Source organism: Zoogloea oryzae, assembly GCF_030161255.1.
GTDB classification, from domain to species: domain Bacteria; phylum Pseudomonadota; class Gammaproteobacteria; order Burkholderiales; family Rhodocyclaceae; genus Zoogloea; species Zoogloea oryzae.
In genome coordinates this window covers 1-19,922 of the sequence record NZ_BSPX01000051.1, presented here as the reverse complement: position 1 = coordinate 19,922, position 19,922 = coordinate 1, and the positions used below count along the sequence as shown (strand labels likewise).

The following is a 19,922-nucleotide window of genomic DNA, read 5'->3' as shown; positions in this document are numbered from 1 at the left end:
AACCTATGCTCATTGGACTCATCAACAACATTGCCTTTCTGGTTGCCCTGGTTGCGGCGGGGCAGGCTGTCTTCTCGCGTTTCGAGAAAAACAGCCAGAGCCGGGAGGGATCGATCGGCCTGTTGTTCGGGTGCGTCGCCTTGCTGGGCATGGTCAATCCGGTCACCTTTGCGCCGGGGCTGATTTTTGATGGCCGGTCGATCGTGCTGTCGGTCGCCGGTGTCGTCGGCGGTGGCCTGGCGGCTGCCATCGCCGCCGCCATGGCGGCGGTGTACCGCTACCACCTGGGCGGCACTGGCGCGACGGTGGGCGTGATGGTCATCGCGCAGTCAGCCTTGCTGGGCGTGCTGGCGCGCTGGTGGTGGGCGAAGCGGAGAAGATCACCATCGCCCCTGGACTTCGTTGCGCTGGGGGTGGTGGTGCAGATTGGCCAGCTGGTGGCGTTTGCGCAGCTGCCAAACCGCGCTGGGCACGCCTTCATCGAGCAGGCCTGGTGGGTGCTCCTGCTGTTCTACCCGCTGGCAACCATGCTGCTCTGCGTGAGCTTTCGCAATTACGAGCAGCAGCAGAGCGACCGCGAGGCCTTGCAGGCGGCAGAGCACGCCGTGGTTCGAGAGCGCGCGATCCTGCGCACGCTGATCGACACGCTCCCCGACCTCATCTGGCTGAAGGATGCCCAGGGGGTTTACCTGTCGTGCAATCGGCGATTCGAGGCGTTTTTCGGCGCGAGCGAGCAGGCGATCGTCGGCAAGACCGATTACGACTTCGTGAGCAGGGAGCTGGCGGATTTCTTCCGCGCCCACGACAGGAAGGCCATGGAGACGAACGGGCCGAGCATCAACGAGGAGGAAGTCAGCTTCGCCTCGGACGGGCATCGCGAGATCCTCGAAACGACCAAGATTCCCATGCGCGACGAGCATGGCCATCTCATTGGCGTGCTGGGAATCAGCCACGACATCACCGAGCACAAGCAATCCAAGCAGGCCCTGGAGAACAGCGAGCAGCGTCTCAACATGGCTCTGCGGATCGCCCGCCAGGGGTGGTTTGAAGCCAACCTCCAGACCGGGGAGATCGCGGTCAGCCCGGAGTATCCGCGCATGCTCGGCTTCGACCCGGCTGAGTTCAACTCGACCATGAGCGACTGGAGGAACAGCATCCACCCGGACGACCTGCCGCAGCTGCAAGCCTTGCTCCGGCTGGCGCTCAAGACCGGCTCGGTGCAGGAGATGCGCTATCGGCGACGCAACAAGGCCGGCGAATGGCAGTGGATCGATTCGGTGGGCCAGGTCACGGAATGGGATCAGACGGGGCGCGCCCTTCGCCTGACCGGCATTCACATGGACATCACCGACCGCATCCAGTCCGACATCAGGCTCAGAACCACCCTGGCCGAGAACGAGCGCTTCAGGGAAGCCCTGGATGCCGTGCCGGCCCATGTGTTCATCAAGGATCTGGAGTCGCGCTACACCTACGCCAACCAGATGACACTGAAGATGTTCGGTTGCACGGCCGAAGTGCTGCTCGGCAGGGGCGACGCCGACTTCTTTCCGCCCGAAACGGTGCAGCGCCTGCGCACCATCGACCTTCAGGTCTTTTCCGGGGCCAAGAGCGAAGTGGAGATCGTGGTGCCCGGTGACGGCCCGGACAAGACCGACCGCATCTACTGGGAGGTCAAGACACCGCTCTACGCGGATTCGGAGCATCTCAAGGTCTCGGGGCTGCTGGGCATCGCCACCGACATCACCGAGCGCAAGCGGACCGAGCGGGAACTCATTGCCCACCGGGATCACCTGGAAACACTGGTCAAGGAGCGCACCGCGGCGCTGCAGCTCGCCAAGCAGGCCGCCGAGACGGCCAACATGGCCAAGAGCGCCTTCCTGGCCAACATGAGCCACGAGATCAGGACACCTCTCAACGCCATCATCGGCATGACGCACATCCTGCGCCGCAACGGGGTTGCCGAGCATCAGGCGGGCAGGCTCAACAAGATCGAAGCCGCCGGCAATCACCTCCTCGAGATCGTCAATGCCGTCCTGGACCTGTCCAAGATCGAGGCCGGCAAGCTCTCCCTGGCCGAAGACCCGCTCGATCTGGACGAGCTGATCGACGACGTCTCCAGCATGGTCAGCGTCCGCGTCAGGGCCAAGGGGCTCAGATACGGCATCGAGGTCGGCGATCTGCCCGGCAATCTCCTGGGCGACCGCACCCGACTTCAGGAGGCACTGCTCAACTACCTGGCCAACGCGGTGAAATTCACCGAGGAAGGCAGCGTCACCCTGCGCGTCAGGCTCATGGACGAAACCCCGGAGACGGCCCGCGTCCGCTTTGAAGTGAGCGACACCGGCCCGGGCATCTCGCCGGAGGCCCTGCCCCGGCTCTTCTCCGCCTTCGAGCAGGCCGACAACTCGATCAGCCGCAAATACGGCGGAACCGGCCTGGGCCTCGCCATCACCAGGAAGATCGCCCAGCTGATGGGCGGCGATGCCGGCGTGGAGACGGAGCCGGGCAAGGGCAGCACCTTCTGGCTGGCCGTGCGCCTGAAGAAGGGCGACGGCGGCCGCGGCGCGATCGCAGCCCGTGCCGCCACAAACGCCGAGGACACCCTCCGGCAGGCGTTCTCCGGCACCCGCATCCTGCTGGCCGAGGACGAGCCCATCAACCGGGAGGTTGCCTTGACGCTGCTGGAAGATGTCGGCCTGCTGATCGACATCGCCGAAGACGGCGCGCAGGCCCTGAAGCTCGCCGGCGAGAACGACTACGCGCTGATCCTGATGGACATGCAGATGCCGAACATGGACGGACTGGAGGCCACCCGCAGGATTCGCCAGCTTGGCGGCGCGCAGTCCGTCCCGATCGTGGCGATGACCGCCAACGCCTTTGCCGAAGACAAGGCGCGCTGCTTCGAGGCCGGGATGAATGACTTCATCACCAAGCCGGTCAATCCCGACACGCTGTTCGTGACGCTGCTGCGCTGGCTGCAGCAGCGTCACGCCACCCGAGGCGCGTAGCCGATCAGCGCACAGGCCATCAGACGCCCGGCGGGAGCCTGGCCGCCATCATCGCCCTGCGGTCGATCCGGCGCCCATCGACGATGAAGCGGCCATCCCCCACCGCATGAACCATCCGCCGCTCCCGGCGGGTGTCGTCGATGTGGGCGGCGACGCCTTGCAGCACCACGATGTTGTACGGGGTGACGATCTCGACGACCCGGCATTCGATGTTGGCGAGGCATTCCTGGATCAGCGGCGGCCGGACCACCCTTGCCGGCAGCGGCGTGAGCCCGAACCTGGAAAACTTGTCGGTATCGGCCCCCGAGCAGGTGCCGATGCCCACCACCTGATCCAGCAGATCGACCGTGGGCACCGCAATCACGCACTCGCCGCGCTCCCGCAGCGCCGCGTAGGAGTAATTCCAGCCGCCGGTGGTGATGGCGAAGACCGGCGTGAAATCCAAGACCATCGTCCACGAGAGGGTCATGATGTTGCCCTTCTGCCCATCGTGGGTCGTCACCAGCACCACGGGCCCGGATTCCATCAGCGTGAATGCCTTGCCGAGTTCCAGTTCGCGCATGGAAGCACCTCCAACGGTCTTGCCCTGCCCGATCTTACCCCCGCAAGCCCGTGGCTTCAGCCCGGCCGCCGCAGCGGGTCGAGGAGCGCCCGCAGGTTGTTGTGATCGAGCTCGTGCATGATCGCCAGCAGCTGGCCCAGCTGCCCGGCGGGAAAGCCTTCCCGGGCAAACCACGCCAGGTAATGCCCGGGCAGGTCGGCCAGCAGGCGGCCCTTGAACTTGCCGTAGGGCATGCTGCGGGTGACCAGCAGTTCGAGGAGTTCCGGGTTCATCGCGCCGCCTCCGATCAGTGCCACACCGGCCAGTCCCAGCTCGATGGCATTGCCCATGTTGGCAGTGCGGGCGAGCAGCTCTTCCGGGATGTACGGCACGAAGAAGCCGTCGCCGCCGGCAAAGCGGTGCGTGACGCCTGCGCCCTTCGAGGGCCGGGGAAGTACAATCCCGGCGCCCGGCCCGGCGCCACGCTTCATGTCCCCCGCTCATCGACAACGCCAATGAATCACCAAGCCCTCTCCTCCTTCATCTGGTCGGTCGCCGATCTGCTGCGCGGCGACTACAAACAGTCCGAATACGGCAAGGTCGTGCTGCCCTTCACCGTCCTGCGGCGCCTCGACTGCGTGCTGGCTGCCACCAAGCCCGCCGTGCTCGCCGAGCTGGAAGCCAAGACCAAGGCCGGCCTCAACCCCGACCCCTTCCTGCTCCGCGCGGCCGGTCAGCGCTACTTCTACAACACCTCGCCGCTCGATCTTTCCACCCTGCTCGGCGACCAGGACCACATCCGCCAGAACCTCTACGCCTACATCCAGGGCTTCTCGCCTGCGGCCCGCGACATCTTCGAGCGCTTCGACTTCTTCACCCAGGTCGAACGCCTCGCCAAGGCCGGGCTGCTCTACCTCGTCACCGAGAAGTTCGCCAACATCGATCTGCACCCCGACGTGGTGGACAACGCCCGGATGGGCCTCGTCTTCGAAGAGCTGATCCGCAAGTTCGCCGAAATCTCCAACGAGACGGCCGGGGAGCACTTCACCCCGCGAGAGGTCATTCGCCTGATGGTGAACCTGATCTTCATCGAGGACGACGACGTGCTCACCGCCGGCAACGCCGTGGTGCGCGCCCTCTACGACCCCACCGCCGGCACCGGCGGCATGCTGTCGGTGGCCGGCGAATACCTGCACGAGCATAACCCCGCCGGCCGCCTCAACCTGTTCGGGCAGGAGCTCAACGACGAGTCCTACGCCATCTGCAAGGCCGACATGCTCATCAAGGGGCAGGACGTGCACAACATCGTGGCGGGCAACACCCTGTCGGACGACGGCCACGCCAGCACCAAATTCGACTACATGCTCTCCAACCCGCCCTTCGGCGTGGAGTGGAAGAAGGTCGAATCGGTCGTGCGCAAGGAAGCCGCCGAAAAAGGCTTCGACGGGCGTTTCGGCCCCGGCCTGCCGCGGGTGTCGGACGGCTCGATGCTGTTCCTGCTCCACCTCATCAGCAAGATGCGCCCGGCGGTGGATGGCGGCGCCCGCATCGGCATCGTCCTCAACGGCTCACCGCTCTTCACCGGCGGCGCCGGCAGTGGCGAATCCGAGATCCGCCGCTACGTGCTCGAGAACGACCTGGTGGAAGCCATCATCGGCCTGCCCACCGACATGTTCTACAACACCGGGATCAGCACCTACATCTGGGTGCTCTCCAACAAGAAACCCGACGAGCGCAAGGGCTGGGTGCAGCTCATCGACGCCAGCAGCTTCTGGCAGAAGATGAGGAAGAGCCTCGGCAGCAAGCGCAAGGAGCTCTCCGAGCAGCACATCGCCGACATCACCCGGCTGTTCGGCGAGTTCGTCGAAGCCGAACAGGCCATCGTGCTCGACGCAGCGGGCAAGGAAGTCGCCCGCCAGATCCTGCTCTTCGGCGACGCCGAGCCGGCAGCCCCCGAAGGCGGCAAGGTAAAGCGCGTGCCCATCTCCCGCGTCTTCAAGAACGAGGAGTTTGGCTACACCACGATCACCGTCGAGCGCCCGCTGCGCGACGACGCGGGCAACATCGTGCTCGGCGAGCGCGGCAAGCAGAAAGGCAAGCCCCAGCCCGACAGCGCCCTGCGCGACACCGAGAACGTGCCGCTCACCGAGGACATCGATGCCTACTTCCAGCGTGAAGTCCTGCCTCATGCGCCGGATGCGTGGATCGATCGCGAGAAATCCAAGGTCGGCTACGAAATCCCCTTCAACCGCCACTTCTACGTCTTCGAGCCGCCGCGCAGCCTGCACGAGATCGACGAGGAGCTGAAGGGCGTCACGGCGCGGATCATGGCGATGCTGGAAGGGCTGGCGGAATGAGCTTGCCGAGGTATCCGGAGTACAAGGACAGCGGGGTTGAGTGGCTGGGGGAGGTGCCAGCGCATTGGGAGACGTGGAAGCTACGCCATGCCTTCGGCGCCATAGGGAGCGGAACAACACCGCCAAGCGACGAGCGCCATTGGTATGACGAAGGAACTATTCCTTGGATAACGACTGGCGAATTGCGCGAAGCCGTAGTCTGCGAAACAACCAAATCAGTTACACCAGCAGCACTTCAGAAATTCTCGACCCTTAAGGTTCATCCAAAGGGTGCGTTGGTGATTGCCATGTATGGCGCAACTATCGGAAGGCTTGGCTTTCTTGGCGTTGACGCAGCAACAAATCAGGCATGTTGCGTTCTTTCCGTGCCGCGCAGCTTGGACGTACGCTTTGTGTTCTATTGGCTCCATGGGTTTAAGCAAAGAATCATCGACCTTTACGCAACAGGTGGAGGACAACCAAATATCAGTCAGGAAACAATATCCTCATTACGGATTCCTGCTCCGAACATTCCCGAACAAACCGCCATCGCAACCTTCCTCGACCGCGAAACCGGAAAGATCGACGCGCTGATTGCCGAGCAGGAGACGCTCCTGCGGCTGCTCGCCGAAAAGCGCCAGGCCACCATTTCCCATGCCGTCACCAAGGGCCTGAACCCGAATGCGCCGATGAAGGATTCTGGCGTGGCGTGGCTAGGGGAGGTGCCGGAGCATTGGGTGCTAACGCCGCTAGGACGTATATCTGTTGCACGATGTGATGGCCCATTTGGCTCGGGTATCAAGTCAGAGCATTACACCGATGAAGGTGCGCTTGTTGTTCGGTTGCAGAACATCCGTGCAGGTCTATTCAATATGGGCGAGCCTGTATTCCTTGATGAGAGCTACTTCCAGAAGGAACTTCGCGGCCATGAAGTAAAGGAAGGCGACCTTTTAGTGGCTGGCCTTGGCGATGACAACAACTTGTTGGGCCGCGCGTGCGTTGCGCCGGATGGTCTTGGCGTCGCGTTGGTCAAAGCCGATTGCTTTAGATTTCGTCTCGATACTGAACGAGCTATACCCGAATTTGTTGCGTGGCAACTCTCCACAGGAGCCGCCCATGACGCTGGAGCTATGGCAACAGGAACAACCCGGTCTCGAATTCCATTGAGCATCATGTCGTCGCGGAAACTCGCGTTACCTCCCTCAGAGGAACAAGCGGCCATTACTGCATTTATCGCTAGGGAAACCGCCAAACTCGACGCCCTCAAAACCGAATCCGAGCGCGCCATCGCCCTCCTCAAGGAGCGCCGCACCGCCCTGATTTCGGCCGCTGTCACCGGCAAGATCGACGTCCGACACGAAGCCGCGTAAGCCATCGCGCGCCCATGCCTCTGATTTTCCATCTGGCTCCTGTCTTCGACTTGCCAGTCATTGAATCCACCTTCCATGCGCCGAAATGCCGCCCGGACGCCTGGCTGCATGTCGCCGCCCCGACGGGTTCGTCGCTCGCGGCCCTGAGTCCGTCCGACAGGCGCGACGTCGGATCGCAGACGGCCGACCGCATGTTTCGGGGGGATGGCATGGGCGGCAACAACTTCCACCATGCGCAGATGCGTGCCGGCAACGGCAACGACACGCTCCTGAACTACCTGAGCGCCGGCCATCGGGTCGACATCCATCGGATTTCCGCTGCGGGCCTGCGGCAGGCGGTCCTCGGCACTGAAGCCTTGCACCGACCGGCGCCGCTGCTACAACAGCCACCCCGGCACGTCGGCTACGGGTTCGAGCAGTTCGTGCTCCACGAGGACGGCAAGTCATGGCGCTGAAACACGGCGCAGGTCGAAGGGCGAGCACGGGCGTTATTTCAGATGACTGGGCTTTGATCTGGCGCCGCGCAGGCGCCGCGCGATTGGTTGCGTGGCCAGTTTCAGCTTGCCAATCGCATCAAGATCGGCAAGTATTCGTAATTCGCGAATTGCGAATATGGCGAACGATGGAGCTCAAACCTCAAGACCTGCTGGTGCTGCTGAAGGCGGCTGCGAACCCGTCACAGCGCTGGACCTATGCCGCGCTGGGCAAAGCTCTTGCCATGAGCGCGTCGGAGACCCACGCGAGCGTAAAGCGCGCCGTGGCCTCCGGCCTGGCGGTCGCGCCGGCACGCGGCGAATGGTCGCCGGTCCGGTCGAACCTGCTGGAGTTCATGCTGCACGGGGTGCGTTACGTCTGGCCGGCCACTCAGGGGCCGGTCAAACGCGGGGTACCGACGTCTATCGGCATGGAACCGCTTGCCGGCCGGATGATGGTGGCCCCGGGAGATGCGCCCGTCTGGGCTCATCCGACCGGCTTCGCGAAGGGCCCCACGCTCTCGCCGCTCTACAAGACCGCCCCTCAGGCCGCACTCGCCGACCCTGCGCTGCATCGCCTGCTGGCCCTACTGGACGCTTTGCGGACCGGACGTGCGCGCGAGCGAGCCTTGGCAGCCCAGTTGATGGAAGCCGAGCTCAACCAGCACGGCCTGGAGAGTGCCGATGCGAACCAATGACCCGAACTTGCCCCACCTTCGCCAAGTCGCCGAGGCCCTGGGCGACTTGCGGGAACAGGTGGTGTTCATCGGCGGCGCCGTGGCCGGCCTGCTGGTGACGGACCCACTGGCCGACAGCGTCCGCGCCACCCGCGACGTGGATGCGGTGGTAAGTGCAAACCGGGCCTTGTTCCATCGAATCGAGGCATCGGTGGCCACGCGTGGGTTTGCGCGCGACGTCAGCAGCGACGTGATTTGTCGCTGGGTGCACAAGGCATCGGGTGTGCTCTTCGACCTGATGCCGGTGCAGCCGGATGTACTGGGCTTCTCGAACCGTTGGTATCCCTATGCAGTCGAAACCGCCGCGCCCGTGGACCTGGGCAATGGCGTGACGATTCGGCTAGTGAGCGCCGTGGCTTTTGTCGCAACCAAGCTGGAGGCCTTTGCCGGCCGAGGCGGCGGCGACTTCCTGAGCAGCCATGACCTTGAGGATGTGCTCAACATCGTAGATGGGCGCGAGGAGCTTGCCTCTGAGATGGCCGCCGCGCCTGTCGACGTCCGGCAGGCTGTGGCTGCGGCATTTGGTCCTTTGCTGGCGAGCCCGGACTTCGCGAACGTGCTGCCGGGCCTGTTGGCCGAGCCGGAGCGCGTCGGCGTTGTCCTGGGGCGCCTGAAAGCCTTGACCCCATGAACCTGCACCAGGAAATCCACTTCGAAGCCGCCATCTGCGATCACCTGGCCCGTCACGGCTGGCTGTACGCCGAGGGCGACGCCGCCCACTACGACCGCCCAAACGCCCTCTTCCTGCCCGACCTGCTGGCCTGGGTGGAGGCGACCCAGCCCGAGAGCTGGCAGGCGCTGGCCAAGACCCACGGCGCGGCGCTGCCCAAGGTGCTGGCCGAGCGGGTGCGCAAGTGCCTCAACGAGCACGGCACGCTGGAGGTGCTGCGGCGCGGGGTGGAGCTGGTGGGGCTGAAGAAGCCGCTCTCGCTGGCGCAGTTCAGGCCGGCGCTGGGGCTCAACCCGGCGATCCAGCAGGCCTATGCGGCCAACCGGCTGCGGGTGGTGCGGCAGGTGCATCACTCCCTCAACAACCCGAAGGACGCGGTGGATCTGGTGCTGTTTGTGAACGGCATCGCGGTGGCCACCGCCGAGCTGAAATCCGACTTCACCCAGAGCGTGGGCGATGCGGTGGATCAGTACCGTTTCGACCGTGACCCGGCCCCCAGGGGCGGGCTGGCGGAGCCGCTGCTGGCCTTCCCCGGCGGGGCGCTGGTGCATTTTGCGGTGAGCCAGTCGGAGGTGATGATGAGCACCCGGCTGGCCGGCACGGCGACGCGCTTCCTGCCCTTCAACCGGGGCAACGCCGGCGGCGCCGGCAACCCGCCCAACCCCTTCGGCTTTGCCACCCATTACCTGTGGCAGGACGTGTGGCAGCGGGACAGCTGGCTGGAGATCCTCGGCCGCTACCTGATCGGCAAGCGCAACGACAGGAAGCAGCTCGCGAGCGTCATCTTTCCCCGCTTTCACCAGCTCGACGCCACCCGCAGGCTGGTGGCCGACGTGCTGGAGAATTGGCAAAAGCGCGGCCCCGGCGATCGCTACCTGATCCAGCATTCCGCCGGCTCGGGCAAGACCAACTCGATCGCCTGGACCGCCCACTTCCTGGCCGACCTGCACGACGCCGCGCATCGCAAGGTGTTCGACAGCGTGCTGGTGGTGTCCGACCGCACCGTGCTGGATGCCCAGTTGCAGGAGGCGATCTTCGACTTCCAGCGCACCACCGGCGTGGTGGCGACCATCACCGACGAGCACGGCAGCAAGAGCGCCCAGCTCTCCCAGGCGCTGAAGGACGGCAAGAAGATCATCGTGTGCACGATCCAGACCTTCCCCTTCGCCCTGAAGGCCGTGCAGGAACTCGCCGCCACCGAGGGCAAGCGCTTCGCGGTGATCGCCGACGAGGCCCACAGCTCGCAGACCGGCGAGGCGGCGGCCAAGCTCAAGCAGGTGCTGTCGGCGGAAGAACTGGCCGAGCTTCAGGACGGGGGCGAGATCGACACCGAGGCGCTGCTGGCCGCCCAGATGTCGGCCAAGGCGGCCCAGGACAAGGGCCTCACCTACATCGCCTTCACCGCCACGCCCAAGCCGAAGACGCTGGAGCTCTTCGGCCGCAAGGACGCCGACGGCCTGCCGCAGCCTTTCCACGTTTATTCGATGCGCCAGGCGATCGAGGAAGGTTTCATCCTCGACGTGCTGAAGAACTACACCACCTACAAGCTCGCCTTCAGGCTTGCCAACAACGGCAAGGAGTACGACGAGACGGAAGTGGAGAAATCCGAGGCGCTGAAGGGCATCATGCAGTGGGTGCGCCTGCACCCCTACAACATCAGCCAGAAGGTGCAGGTGGTGGTGGAGCACTTCCGCGAGAACGTGCAGCCGCTCCTGGCCGGCAAGGCCAAGGCGATGATCGTGGTCGCCAGCCGCAAGGAGGCGGTGCGCTGGCAGAAGGCCATCACCGGCTACATCCTCAAGCGCAACTATCAGCTGGGCGTGCTGGTGGCGTTCTCGGGCGAGATCGACGACCCGGAGAGCTACCCCGAGCCGGTCGCCGAGACCAGCAAGGCGCTGAACCCCGGGCTCAAGGGACGCGACATCCGCGAAGCCTTCGCCGACCCGAACCATCACCTGCTGCTGGTGGCCAACAAGTTCCAGACCGGCTTCGACCAGCCGCTGCTGTGCGGCATGTACGTGGACAAGCGGCTGGGCGGCATCCAGGCGGTGCAGACGCTGTCGCGCCTTAACCGCGCCCACCCGGGCAAGGACACCACCTACATCCTCGATTTTGTGAACGACGCCGAGGACGTGCTGACCGCCTTCAAGACCTACCACGAGACCGCCCGGCTGGAAGCCAATACCGATCCGCATCTGGTCTTCGACCTGCGCGCCAAGCTCGACGGCGCCGGCTTTTACGACAGCTTCGAGGTGGACCGGGTGGCCCAGGTCGAGACCGACCCGAAAGGCACCCAGGCCCAGCTGAGCGCCGCCCTCGCCCCGGTGGCCGACCGCCTGCTGAAACGCTACAAGGCCCTGCAGGCCCAGCGGGCCGCCGCCGAAGCCAGCCACGACAAGGACGCCGCCCAGGCCGCCCGGGACGCGATGGATGTGCTGGTGCTGTTCAAGGGCGACATGGGCGCCTTCTGCCGGCTGTACGCCTTTCTGTCGCAGATCTTCGACTACGGCAACACGGACATCGAGAAGCGCTTTCTCTTCTACAAGCGGCTGATTCCCCTCCTCGACTTCGGCTGCGAGCGGGACACGGTGGACCTCTCGAAAGTGGTGCTGACCCACCACACCCTGAAGAACAAGGGCCAGCAGACACTGAACCTCAAGGCCGGCGAGGCGCCCCGGCTGGCGCCGATGACCGACACCGGCAGCGGCGCGGTACAGGAGAAGGAAAAAGGCCTGCTGGAGGAGATCATCCAGAAGGTGAACGGGCTCTTCGAGGGCGAGCTGTCGGACGACGACCAGCTGGTGTACGTGAACGGCGTGCTCAAAGGCAAGCTGCTGGAAAACGAAACCCTCGTCCGGCAGGCCGCCAACAACAGCAAGGAGCAGTTTGCCAACTCCCCCGACCTCGCCAGCGCCCTGATGAGCGCCATCATGGATGCGCTGGAAGCCCACAACACGATGAGCGCCCAGGCGCTCGGATCGGAGCGGGTGCGGGAAGGGCTGAAGGAAACCCTGCTGGGGCCAGCCCAGCTGTACGAGGCGCTGCGGACACGGGCGCAGGGGCTGCGGCCGCCCGCCTGACCGCCGCCGGCCGACGCATCGTTCACGAGGGCTGCCAGCTACAGCCCGGGCTGCAAACCCAGAGGCCGCCCTCGGCTGATGAAGCGAAGGCCATTCAGAAACAGTGTTCCGATGCGGGAAAGCTGCTGTCCTGGACTGCCTGGACATACGCGCGGATCGCGCCCTCGATGCTCGTCTGTCCGGGCATGAAGTCCCGCACAAAGCGCGCCTTTCTGCCCGGAAAGACGCCGAGCATGTCGTGCATGACCAGCACCTGACCCGAGCAGTCGGGGCCCGCGCCGATGCCGATGGTGGGGATGGACATCAAGCCGGTCACTTCCTTGCCCAGTGCTGCAGGGATAGCCTCGAGCAACAACAGGGACGCGCCTGCGGCCTGAAGCGCCAGCGCATCAGCCTTGAGCCGCTCCGCATCCTCGGTGCTCCTGCCTTGCACCCGAAACCCACCAAGTTGATGGACGTACTGCGGCGTGAGCCCGAGATGGGCAAACACCGGAACGGCACGCTCGGTGAGGAAACGCACCGTTTCGGTCAGCCAGGCACCCCCTTCGAGTTTCACCATCTGCGCCCCGGCCCGCATGAGCCGGACCGCGTTGTCAAAGGCAACCTCGGGCGTTCCATAGGTGCCAAAAGGCATGTCTGCCACAAGGAAAGCCGTCTTGTTGCCTCGCGCGACGCAGGTGGTGTGATAAGCGATGTCATCCAGCGTCACGGGCAGCGTCGTGCTGCGCCCCTGGGCGACATTGCCAAGGGAATCGCCGACCAACAGCACGTCAACGCCGCAACTGTCCATCAGTGACGCGAAGCTTGCGTCGTAAGCGGTGAGCACGGCGATCTTCCGGCCCTCGGCGCACATCTTCAGAAGCGCCGGCAGGGTGACGGCCTTTCTTCGGGTGGCTACATCGCTGTCCTGCAAGTACCCGGTCATGTTGATCCTTGTTGGTGGGGATACCTTCGTCTGGAAGGCAAGTCGGTATGGAACGAGATGGGGTCATGCCACCGAGTGGCCTGACGGCCTTCGGCGGGGTCCGCCCTCACGCTGCACTCAGAAGGCCCAGGGCTTTGACGGGTCAAGGGTCGACGCGAGCAGATCGATACGGTCGCTCCCCCAGAACAGCTCGCCCCGATAGACGAAAGTTGGCGCGCCGAAGACGCCGAGCGCTTCCGCCCGCAGGGTGGCGGCGAGCAGATCGGCGGGCGCCCGGGTCTGCTGGTAGGCGTGCCAGTCGGCGACGTCCAGTCCGGCTGCGGCGATGGCGGCGTCGATCGCTGTCTGCGACTCCAGATCGAACTCCCGGCGCCAGAAGGCGGCAAGCATGGGATCGCAGAACGCCCAGAGCCGGTTGCGGGACTTGGCAAACAGCAGAGCCTGGCTGCCGAGGGTCGCATCCCAGAGCTTGGTGGTGGATCGGATCGTCAGCCCCTGCTTCGCGGCGAGCCGGCGGCAATCCATGTACAGATACCTGACCTTTGCGATGTCGCGGCCCGAGCGCTCCTCGACCTCGCCCCCGTAGGCGGAACGGAAATCCGTGATGAACGGCCACCAGTCGAACGTGAAGCCACTCCGCTCCGCCAGCAGGCGGGCAGGCTTGAGCGCCAGATAGGAATAAGGGCTCCGAAGGTCGACGAAGGCGTCAACCGTCTGGCTGTCGAGTTCGCTCATGGTCAATCATTCCGTCCTGAAAAGATGCTGCTTCGCCTCGGCCGAAGTGGCGACATCCACCCAGCGGTCCCGCAGCAGATCAAGCCCACGCCCCACCGCCGGTCGACTTCGCACCCGGCCATACCATGCCTGGACGTTGGCGAAATCGCAGAGGGTCAGGCCGGTGAGCCTGTGGATGCGGACCCACGGAAAGCAGGCCATGTCGGCAATCGAATAATCGCCGCAGATGTAATCCCTGCCTGCCAGCCGTTGGTCGAGCACCCGAAGCAACCGTCGCGCTTCATGCTGATAGCGCTCGATGGCATAGGGAATCCGCGCGGGCGCATACCGGAAGAAATGCTGGGCCTGCCCCATCATCGGGCCGAGCCCGCCCACCTGCCAGAACAGCCACTGCAGCACTTCCGCGCGCTGGCGCGGATCGACTGGAACAAAGCGCTTCTCCTTGTCGGCGAGGTAGAGCATCACGGCGCCGCTCTCGAACACGGCGAGGGGTTCGCCCCCGTCGTGGGGCACGTGATCGACGATGGCCGGGATCCGGGCGTTGGGGTTGATGGCCAGGTAGCCGGGCTCGTGCTGGGCGCCCCGGGTGATATCGACGGGAATGAGTCGGTAGGAAATGCCCAGCTCTTCCATCAGGATCTGCACCTTGTGTCCGTTGGGTGCGGCCCAGCTGTAAACATCAATCATGACTCGCTCCCCCAACCCCGGCGGACACTTGACAGATCACTTCTCGACCTTGCCATGCATGACCATGATGGTCTGCTGCATCAGCGCGCAGAGGGATTCCTTACCCTCCTTCACGGCAAAGACCTCGGCCTTGGTGACGATCAGCGTCCGCCCCGAGCGGACGACCTCGCCACGGGCGATGAGCTTGTCGCCATCGGCGGGTGCCATCAGGTTCATCTTGTATTCAACAGTCAGCACCGAGGCGCTCGCCGGCACCATCGTCATCGCGGCGTAGCCGGCGGCTGAATCGGCGATCATGCCGACCACGCCCCCATGAACGAAACCGTGCTGCTGCTCCACGCCCTGCCAGTGGGGCAGATGGATTTCGGTGCGGCCGTGCTGCACGACGGGCAAGGTGGCCTGGATGAGGTGCATCGCGTGCTGCCGCTCGAAGCTGGCGCGGACGCGATCGGCGAAATGGGGATCAGATACGTGGGCCATGCTTCACAACTCCATGAAAGGGGGCACGCCCGGATTAGAATTCATGGATGAGCGCCGTACAACCGAGTTTTTCGGCGCAATGCATGAGCCCAGAGAATGCTGACGCCCCTCGCCAAGATCCCCTCCATCGAGTCCCTGCGTGGCTTTGTCGCCGTGGGACGACGCATGAGCATTACCCTCGCCGCCCACGATCTGTTCCTGACCCAGTCGGCGGTCAGTCGGCAGATCCACGGGCTCGAGTCGGCGCTGGGCATCAAGCTGTTTGAACGCGCCCACCGCTCGATCCGCTTCACGCCTGAGGGCGAGCGGCTGTTCCTGATCGCCGACAACGCAATGCAGCAACTGCAGGAGACCATCGGCGCACTCCAGGCCGCCAAGGCAGGCCACCGACCGGTGACCGTCACCGCCAGCATCTCCTTCGTTGGGCTCTGGCTGCTGCCGCGCCTGCCGGGCTTCCAGCAGCGGCACCCGAACGTGGAAGTGCGCCTGTCGGCCAACAACAACATCGTCGACCTGCGCCAGGAAGGGCTCGACGTCGCGATCCGCTACTGTGCCGAGCCCGCCATGCCGGCGGGCGCCCGGCGGCTGTTTGGCGAGACGGTCTTCCCGGTGGCGCACCCCAGCCTGGGCATCGCCCGACTGGACGACCCCGACATCATCCGCCGCTCCGTCCTGCTCGAATTCGAAGGGGACCAGTCCCCCTGGTGGAACTGGGAAGCGTGGCTGGAGATGCAGGGCTGGTCCGGCGTCAGGCCGAGGGGCGTGCTCCGCTTCAACCTCTTCGACCAGATGGTCCACGCGGCCGTCGCGGGCCAGGGGATTGCGCTCGGGCGCAGCCAGTTCATCCGCCCGATGCTGGCTGACGGTCGTCTGCGGGCCCTGCCGACGATTCATCCGGGGCCCAGATCAAACAAGGTCTTCTGCCTTCTCCTGCGCGACGCAACGCCATCGAAGGAGACCCAGGCGCTGGTGGACTGGATTGTTGCCGAGGCACGGCTCACAGATGCCCTGCCGGAGAACGGATGAGCGCCGCCGCCCTCAGCCCCGCCGCAGCGGGTCGAGGAGCGCCCGCAGGTTGTTGTGATCGAGCTCGTGCATGATCGCCAGCAGCTGGCCCAGCTGCCCGGCGGGAAAGCCTTCCCGGGCAAACCACGCCAGGTAATGCCCCGGCAGGTCGGCCAGCAGGCGGCCCTTGAACTTGCCGTAGGGCATGCTGCGGGTGACCAGCAGTTCGAGGAGTTCCGGGTTCATCGCGCCACCTCCGATCAGTGGCGCACCGGCCAGTACCAGCTCGGCACGCCCTTGCGGCCGCCGCCCACGCCCTGCCGGTAGCGGCTGCGCAGATGGCCATCCACCACCGAGATCCACGGCGCGAGGCAGGCGTCGGCCATCTCCTGGTCGATGAAGCGCTCGGACAGGCGGTAGGCAAACCAGCGGTAGGCGGCGATCAGGCGCACCGTGGTCTCGGCTTCTTCCAGCGAGGCGCGCTGGGGCACGCGGGGCAGGAAATCCAGCTCGATGGCCTTGCCCTTGTTGGCGGTGTAGGCCCAGTCGCGCCACACGCCGTCGATGGTCTCGTTCTGGGACGCCATCGGCGCCATCGAGAACACGTGCTTCTCGTGGAGCGTGAGGTTCTTCATCCGGTCGAGCTGGGCGGCGCGAGCGAGCTGCTCTTCGGGGATGTGCGGCACGAAGAAGCCGTCGCCGCAATCCGCGTGGAGCTGGAACAGCGACAGCAGCGCCTCCAGCCGGGTGTCGCCGGCCATCTCGGCGATCTGCTCCAGATACGCGCTGCCGGCAGTGATCTGGAAGCCACGGGTTTCCAGCGGCGGCTGGGGCGCCTTCATCAGCGCGGCAACCACCTTGTGCTCGGCCGGGGTGAGACCGGCCACCACGCCCGCCTCCTCCTGATGGCCGAAGCGCCCGGCCCGCCCGCCGATCTGCTGGAGGAGCGACGGCGACAGGGTGTCGCGGGTGGTGCCGTCGTACTTCTGGATGGCGGTGAACACCACCCGCTCGATGGGCAGGTTGAGGCCCATCCCGATGGCGTCGGTGGCCACCAGGATGTCCGCGTCGCCGCCGGCAAAACGGTGCGCCTCGCGCTCGCGCACCTCGGGCGACAGGGCGCCGTAGATGCACGCCACCGACTTGCCCAGCGCCAGGAAGTCATCCCGCAGGTTGAGCGCGTCGCGCCGCGAGAAGACGATGAAGGCGTCCCCCGGCCGCGCCCGCCGCAGCGCACCGGCCGGGTTGTGGGACAGCGCCTCGCCCACCACCAGCGGGTGCTTGCGCTGCTTGCGGCGGATCTCCAGGGGCAGGCCCAGGCGCTCGGCCAGGGCCACCACCGCCGGCTCCGCCGACAGCGCGCCCACCAGCCACACCTCGGCGGCGTTGGCGCCCACCACCGCCTGGGTCCACGCCCAGCCCCGGTCCGGGTCGCTGAGCATCTGGATCTCGTCGATCACCGCCACCTCCAGCTCGGCGGAAGGGTCGAGCATCTCGATGGTGGAGGCGGTCACCCGGCTGCCCTCGACCATGCGCCGCTCCTCGCCGGTGATGAGCGAGGCGCTCACCCCGAACTCCTCGTTGAGCCGGGTGAAAGCCTCCAGCGCCAGCAGGCGCAGCGGGCCGAGGTACACGCCGGCACGGGCGGTGGCGAGGCGCTCGAAGGCGTCGTGGGTCTTGCCGGAGTTGGTCGGCCCCAGCACGGCGATCAGCTTGCGCGGGCGACGCCGGGCGACAAAGGTGTCCGGGTAGTCCGACAGGCGCACCGAGCGCCCGATCTGCCCGGCCAGATCCCGATGGCGGCGCCGGGCGCGGAGGTCGGCGAGGGTCTGGGCGAGGGTCTTGGGCAGCGTGGAGAAATCCAGCCGGCCCGCGGACCAGTCATCCCGCAGGCCGCGCAGGTTGGGCTCCAGCCCTTCGGTGGCGCAGGCTTCCAGCAAGATGCCGATCTCGGCGACAGCGGCGTTGAGCGCTGCTTCGAGGTGCGCGCCCTGGGCGGCCAGCATGGCCTGCTCCAGCGTCTGGCGCCCCGCGATCGGCCGCCGGCGCCAGTGGCCGGCGTGGCCGAGGCAGCTCTCGGGCAGGTAGCCCACCAGCCGGAACTCTTCGCCGCGGATGCGCACCCGCCGGCTGGCGGCGAGCCACACGCGATTGCTGCTGGTGGTGACGATGAAGCGCAGGTCCATCGCGGGGGCGGGTTGGGGAGATTCGGTGTTGGTCATCTTCAGTCGAAAAAACACGGGGCCGGCCGCGGCGGGCCAGCCCGGAAAATCAGGCAAAAAAAAGCTGCAGGCGGTCAGCCGATCAACGGCGCATCCGGCAGGTTGCGCAGCACGGCGGCCACGTCGGGCTCGGTTTCGAGCACGCGGACCACGCAGGGCAGCGGCTCGACCCATATCTCGGGCAGATCGCGCTCGGCCGGCTCGCGGATCGCAAAGGCCAGGCGCTCCACCGGCGGCGCAAACTGGGCATCCACGCCGGGCTTGTTGCCCCGGGCGTCGATGCGGAACCAGCCGAGGTCATCCAGCCACACCGCGTTGAGCCCGTGCAGGCAGTAAGGCCCGCCGGTGTCGCCCACCGACAGGCGCTGGTAGCACAGCCCGGCGGGCACGCCGTTGGCCCGCAGCAGCGCGGCGAGCAGGTGACTCTTGGCGTAGCAGTAGCCGGTGCGGTGGCGCAGCACGTCCGACGCCTTGCAGGTGACCGGGTTCTGCATGAAATCCACGCTGTGGCGGATCTCGTCGCGGACGAACTCGAAGCAGCGGCGCACCACGTCCATGCGCGACGCGGCGCCGTCGGCCAGCCGGCGCGCCTGGGCGGCGACGTCCGGGTGGTCGAAATCGATGTAGGTGCTGGCGGCGAGATAGGGCTGCATGATGCTGTCCGGGCAAGGTGTCGGCGTATGGGAGTGCGAGCTTACGTGGGCCACGCGCCGCTGTCGAACGCCACGCTGCCCCTTGACGCACCGCCGCATCCCTCCGATGCTTGGCGCTTCCGTTTCACGCATCCACGCCGATTCCGCCGCCATGTCTGCCCTGCCCGCTGTCTTCGCCGATCTTCAGCCCGCCGCCGTGTGGCGCCACTTTGCCACCCTGTGCGCCATCCCCCGCCCCTCCAAGGCCGAGGACGCCCTGCGCGATCACCTGCTCGCCTGGGCCGTCGCCAAGGGGCTGGGCGCGCAGGTGGACGCCGCCGGCAACCTGATCCTCAAGAAGCCCGCCAGCCCCGGCCACGAGGCCGCCCCCGGCGTGGTGCTCCAGGCCCATCTCGACATGGTCTGCCAGAAGAACGCCGACACCCAACACGACTTCACCCGCGACCCGATCCGCCCCGTGCTGAAGGACGGCTGGCTGGTGGCCGAGGGCACCACGCTGGGCGCCGACAACGGCATCGGCGTGGCGCTGATCCTGGCGGTGCTCGAAGACCCCCGCCTCGTCCACGGCCCCCTCGAGGCGCTGCTGACGGTGGACGAGGAAGCCGGCATGGGCGGCGCCCAGGGGCTGGAACCCGGCGTGCTGCAGGGCCGGCTGATGCTCAACATCGATACCGAGGACTGGGGCGAGTTCTACCTGGGCTGCGCCGGCGGGCTGGACGTGAACGTCGCCCGCCCCGGCACGCCGGACGCCCTGCCCGCCGGCCATGAGGCCTGGCAGATCGCCCTGACCGGCCTGCGCGGCGGCCACTCGGGCGTCAACATCCACGAAGAACGCGGCAACGCCATCAAGCTGCTGGTGCGGGTGCTGCGGGATCTGGAAAGCCAGTTTCCGCTGCGCCTCGCCACCCTTGAAGGCGGCACCGCCCGCAACGCCCTGCCCCGCGAAGCCCGCGCCACCGTCGCCCTGCCCGCCGGCCGCGGCGATGCGCTGGGCGAGGCC

General features: G+C 66.1%; 18 protein-coding genes. 9 read left to right on the top strand and 9 right to left on the bottom strand.

The annotated features are described in order from the left end of the window. Positions 1 to 5: 5 nt before the first annotated feature. Entirely contained in the window at positions 6 to 3,008 is a 3,003-nt protein-coding gene (locus QQK25_RS15530; protein ID WP_284188749.1) for a PAS domain-containing protein, read from the top strand. A gap of 19 nt (positions 3,009 to 3,027) precedes the next feature. Here QQK25_RS15530 and QQK25_RS15525 read toward each other — a convergent pair whose 3' ends face one another. After that, complete coding sequence (locus QQK25_RS15525; RefSeq protein WP_284188748.1) at positions 3,028 to 3,570, bottom strand: flavin reductase family protein; 543 nt, start codon at positions 3,568 to 3,570, stop codon at positions 3,028 to 3,030. Positions 3,571 to 3,626: 56 nt separating this feature from the next. Continuing rightward, on the bottom strand, positions 3,627 to 3,842 hold the full coding sequence (locus QQK25_RS15520; protein WP_284188760.1) for a DUF3820 family protein: 216 nt from the start codon (positions 3,840 to 3,842) through the stop codon (positions 3,627 to 3,629). A gap of 222 nt (positions 3,843 to 4,064) precedes the next feature. On the opposite strand from QQK25_RS15520, the gene QQK25_RS15515 reads away from it, so the two are divergent. Genes QQK25_RS15515 through QQK25_RS15490 form a run of 6 tightly spaced genes read left to right on the top strand, consistent with a single transcriptional unit; the run spans position 4,065 to position 12,215 of the window. Beyond that, the gene (locus QQK25_RS15515; RefSeq protein WP_284188747.1) at positions 4,065 to 5,906 is read left to right on the top strand and encodes a type I restriction-modification system subunit M; all 1,842 of its coding nucleotides are present in this window, start codon (positions 4,065 to 4,067) and stop codon (positions 5,904 to 5,906) included. Further along, positions 5,903 to 7,255: a restriction endonuclease subunit S gene (locus QQK25_RS15510; protein WP_284188746.1), complete on the top strand. Its 1,353-nt coding sequence runs from the start codon at positions 5,903 to 5,905 to the stop codon at positions 7,253 to 7,255. The genes QQK25_RS15515 and QQK25_RS15510 overlap by 4 nt, the downstream gene beginning before the upstream one ends. A 14-nt stretch (positions 7,256 to 7,269) precedes the next feature. Continuing rightward, complete coding sequence (locus tag QQK25_RS15505) at positions 7,270 to 7,710, top strand: hypothetical protein (RefSeq protein WP_284188745.1); 441 nt, start codon at positions 7,270 to 7,272, stop codon at positions 7,708 to 7,710. Further along, positions 7,701 to 8,426: a hypothetical protein gene (locus tag QQK25_RS15500; RefSeq protein WP_284188744.1), complete on the top strand. Its 726-nt coding sequence runs from the start codon at positions 7,701 to 7,703 to the stop codon at positions 8,424 to 8,426. The genes QQK25_RS15505 and QQK25_RS15500 overlap by 10 nt, the downstream gene beginning before the upstream one ends. After that, positions 8,413 to 9,096, top strand: coding sequence for a hypothetical protein (locus QQK25_RS15495; RefSeq protein WP_284188743.1), 684 nt, complete (start codon positions 8,413 to 8,415; stop codon positions 9,094 to 9,096). The genes QQK25_RS15500 and QQK25_RS15495 overlap by 14 nt, the downstream gene beginning before the upstream one ends. Then, the gene (locus QQK25_RS15490; RefSeq protein WP_284188742.1) at positions 9,093 to 12,215 is read left to right on the top strand and encodes a type I restriction endonuclease subunit R; all 3,123 of its coding nucleotides are present in this window, start codon (positions 9,093 to 9,095) and stop codon (positions 12,213 to 12,215) included. Before QQK25_RS15495 ends, QQK25_RS15490 begins: the two co-directional genes overlap by 4 nt. A 94-nt stretch (positions 12,216 to 12,309) precedes the next feature. Here QQK25_RS15490 and panB read toward each other — a convergent pair whose 3' ends face one another. From panB to QQK25_RS15470, 4 genes are all read right to left on the bottom strand, one after another. After that, the gene (gene panB / locus QQK25_RS15485) at positions 12,310 to 13,140 is read right to left on the bottom strand and encodes a 3-methyl-2-oxobutanoate hydroxymethyltransferase (protein ID WP_284188741.1); all 831 of its coding nucleotides are present in this window, start codon (positions 13,138 to 13,140) and stop codon (positions 12,310 to 12,312) included. Between the two features lie 117 nt (positions 13,141 to 13,257). Next, the gene (locus QQK25_RS15480; protein WP_284188740.1) at positions 13,258 to 13,875 is read right to left on the bottom strand and encodes a DsbA family protein; all 618 of its coding nucleotides are present in this window, start codon (positions 13,873 to 13,875) and stop codon (positions 13,258 to 13,260) included. Positions 13,876 to 13,881: 6 nt separating this feature from the next. Then, complete coding sequence (locus QQK25_RS15475; RefSeq protein ID WP_284188739.1) at positions 13,882 to 14,562, bottom strand: glutathione S-transferase N-terminal domain-containing protein; 681 nt, start codon at positions 14,560 to 14,562, stop codon at positions 13,882 to 13,884. Positions 14,563 to 14,598: 36 nt separating this feature from the next. Next, the gene (locus QQK25_RS15470; RefSeq protein WP_284188738.1) at positions 14,599 to 15,042 is read right to left on the bottom strand and encodes a PaaI family thioesterase; all 444 of its coding nucleotides are present in this window, start codon (positions 15,040 to 15,042) and stop codon (positions 14,599 to 14,601) included. A gap of 96 nt (positions 15,043 to 15,138) precedes the next feature. Between QQK25_RS15470 and QQK25_RS15465 the strand changes: the two genes are divergently transcribed. Beyond that, positions 15,139 to 16,068 (top strand): LysR substrate-binding domain-containing protein, encoded by a 930-nt coding sequence (locus QQK25_RS15465; protein WP_284188737.1) that lies wholly within the window; start codon positions 15,139 to 15,141, stop codon positions 16,066 to 16,068. Positions 16,069 to 16,080: 12 nt separating this feature from the next. Here the strand turns inward: QQK25_RS15465 and QQK25_RS15460 are convergent, their stop codons facing one another. From QQK25_RS15460 to QQK25_RS15450, 3 genes are all read right to left on the bottom strand, one after another. Then, positions 16,081 to 16,293, bottom strand: coding sequence for a DUF3820 family protein (locus QQK25_RS15460; RefSeq protein ID WP_284188736.1), 213 nt, complete (start codon positions 16,291 to 16,293; stop codon positions 16,081 to 16,083). A gap of 14 nt (positions 16,294 to 16,307) precedes the next feature. Then, complete coding sequence (locus QQK25_RS15455) at positions 16,308 to 18,269, bottom strand: helicase-related protein (protein WP_284188735.1); 1,962 nt, start codon at positions 18,267 to 18,269, stop codon at positions 16,308 to 16,310. Positions 18,270 to 18,343: 74 nt separating this feature from the next. Further along, a complete protein-coding gene (locus QQK25_RS15450; RefSeq protein ID WP_284188734.1) occupies positions 18,344 to 18,922 on the bottom strand; it encodes a transglutaminase-like domain-containing protein in 579 nt (192 codons plus the stop codon). Between the two features lie 106 nt (positions 18,923 to 19,028). Here QQK25_RS15450 and QQK25_RS15445 point away from each other — a divergent pair. Then, positions 19,029 to 19,922 (top strand): M20/M25/M40 family metallo-hydrolase (locus QQK25_RS15445; protein WP_284188733.1); only part of this gene is annotated, 894 nt, incomplete at its 3' end.

Excerpts from the sequence above, each read along its gene's own strand:
- QQK25_RS15455 (WP_284188735.1), bottom strand. The coding sequence starts at position 18,269 with ATGACCAACACCGAATCTCCCCAACCCGCCCCCGCGATGGACCTGCGC.
- QQK25_RS15495 (WP_284188743.1), top strand. The coding sequence starts at position 8,413 with ATGCGAACCAATGACCCGAACTTGCCCCACCTTCGCCAAGTCGCCGAG.
- QQK25_RS15460 (WP_284188736.1), bottom strand. The coding sequence starts at position 16,293 with ATGAACCCGGAACTCCTCGAACTGCTGGTCACCCGCAGCATGCCCTAC.
- QQK25_RS15475 (WP_284188739.1), bottom strand. The coding sequence starts at position 14,562 with ATGATTGATGTTTACAGCTGGGCCGCACCCAACGGACACAAGGTGCAG.
- QQK25_RS15465 (WP_284188737.1), top strand. The coding sequence starts at position 15,139 with ATGCTGACGCCCCTCGCCAAGATCCCCTCCATCGAGTCCCTGCGTGGC.
- QQK25_RS15470 (WP_284188738.1), bottom strand. The coding sequence starts at position 15,042 with ATGGCCCACGTATCTGATCCCCATTTCGCCGATCGCGTCCGCGCCAGC.
- QQK25_RS15520 (WP_284188760.1), bottom strand. The coding sequence starts at position 3,842 with ATGAACCCGGAACTCCTCGAACTGCTGGTCACCCGCAGCATGCCCTAC.
- QQK25_RS15525 (WP_284188748.1), bottom strand. The coding sequence starts at position 3,570 with ATGCGCGAACTGGAACTCGGCAAGGCATTCACGCTGATGGAATCCGGG.
- QQK25_RS15450 (WP_284188734.1), bottom strand. The coding sequence starts at position 18,922 with ATGCAGCCCTATCTCGCCGCCAGCACCTACATCGATTTCGACCACCCG.
- QQK25_RS15480 (WP_284188740.1), bottom strand. The coding sequence starts at position 13,875 with ATGAGCGAACTCGACAGCCAGACGGTTGACGCCTTCGTCGACCTTCGG.
- panB (WP_284188741.1), bottom strand. The coding sequence starts at position 13,140 with ATGACCGGGTACTTGCAGGACAGCGATGTAGCCACCCGAAGAAAGGCC.
- QQK25_RS15500 (WP_284188744.1), top strand. The coding sequence starts at position 7,701 with ATGGCGCTGAAACACGGCGCAGGTCGAAGGGCGAGCACGGGCGTTATT.
- QQK25_RS15490 (WP_284188742.1), top strand. The coding sequence starts at position 9,093 with ATGAACCTGCACCAGGAAATCCACTTCGAAGCCGCCATCTGCGATCAC.
- QQK25_RS15505 (WP_284188745.1), top strand. The coding sequence starts at position 7,270 with ATGCCTCTGATTTTCCATCTGGCTCCTGTCTTCGACTTGCCAGTCATT.
- QQK25_RS15530 (WP_284188749.1), top strand. The coding sequence starts at position 6 with ATGCTCATTGGACTCATCAACAACATTGCCTTTCTGGTTGCCCTGGTT.
- QQK25_RS15510 (WP_284188746.1), top strand. The coding sequence starts at position 5,903 with ATGAGCTTGCCGAGGTATCCGGAGTACAAGGACAGCGGGGTTGAGTGG.
- QQK25_RS15515 (WP_284188747.1), top strand. The coding sequence starts at position 4,065 with ATGAATCACCAAGCCCTCTCCTCCTTCATCTGGTCGGTCGCCGATCTG.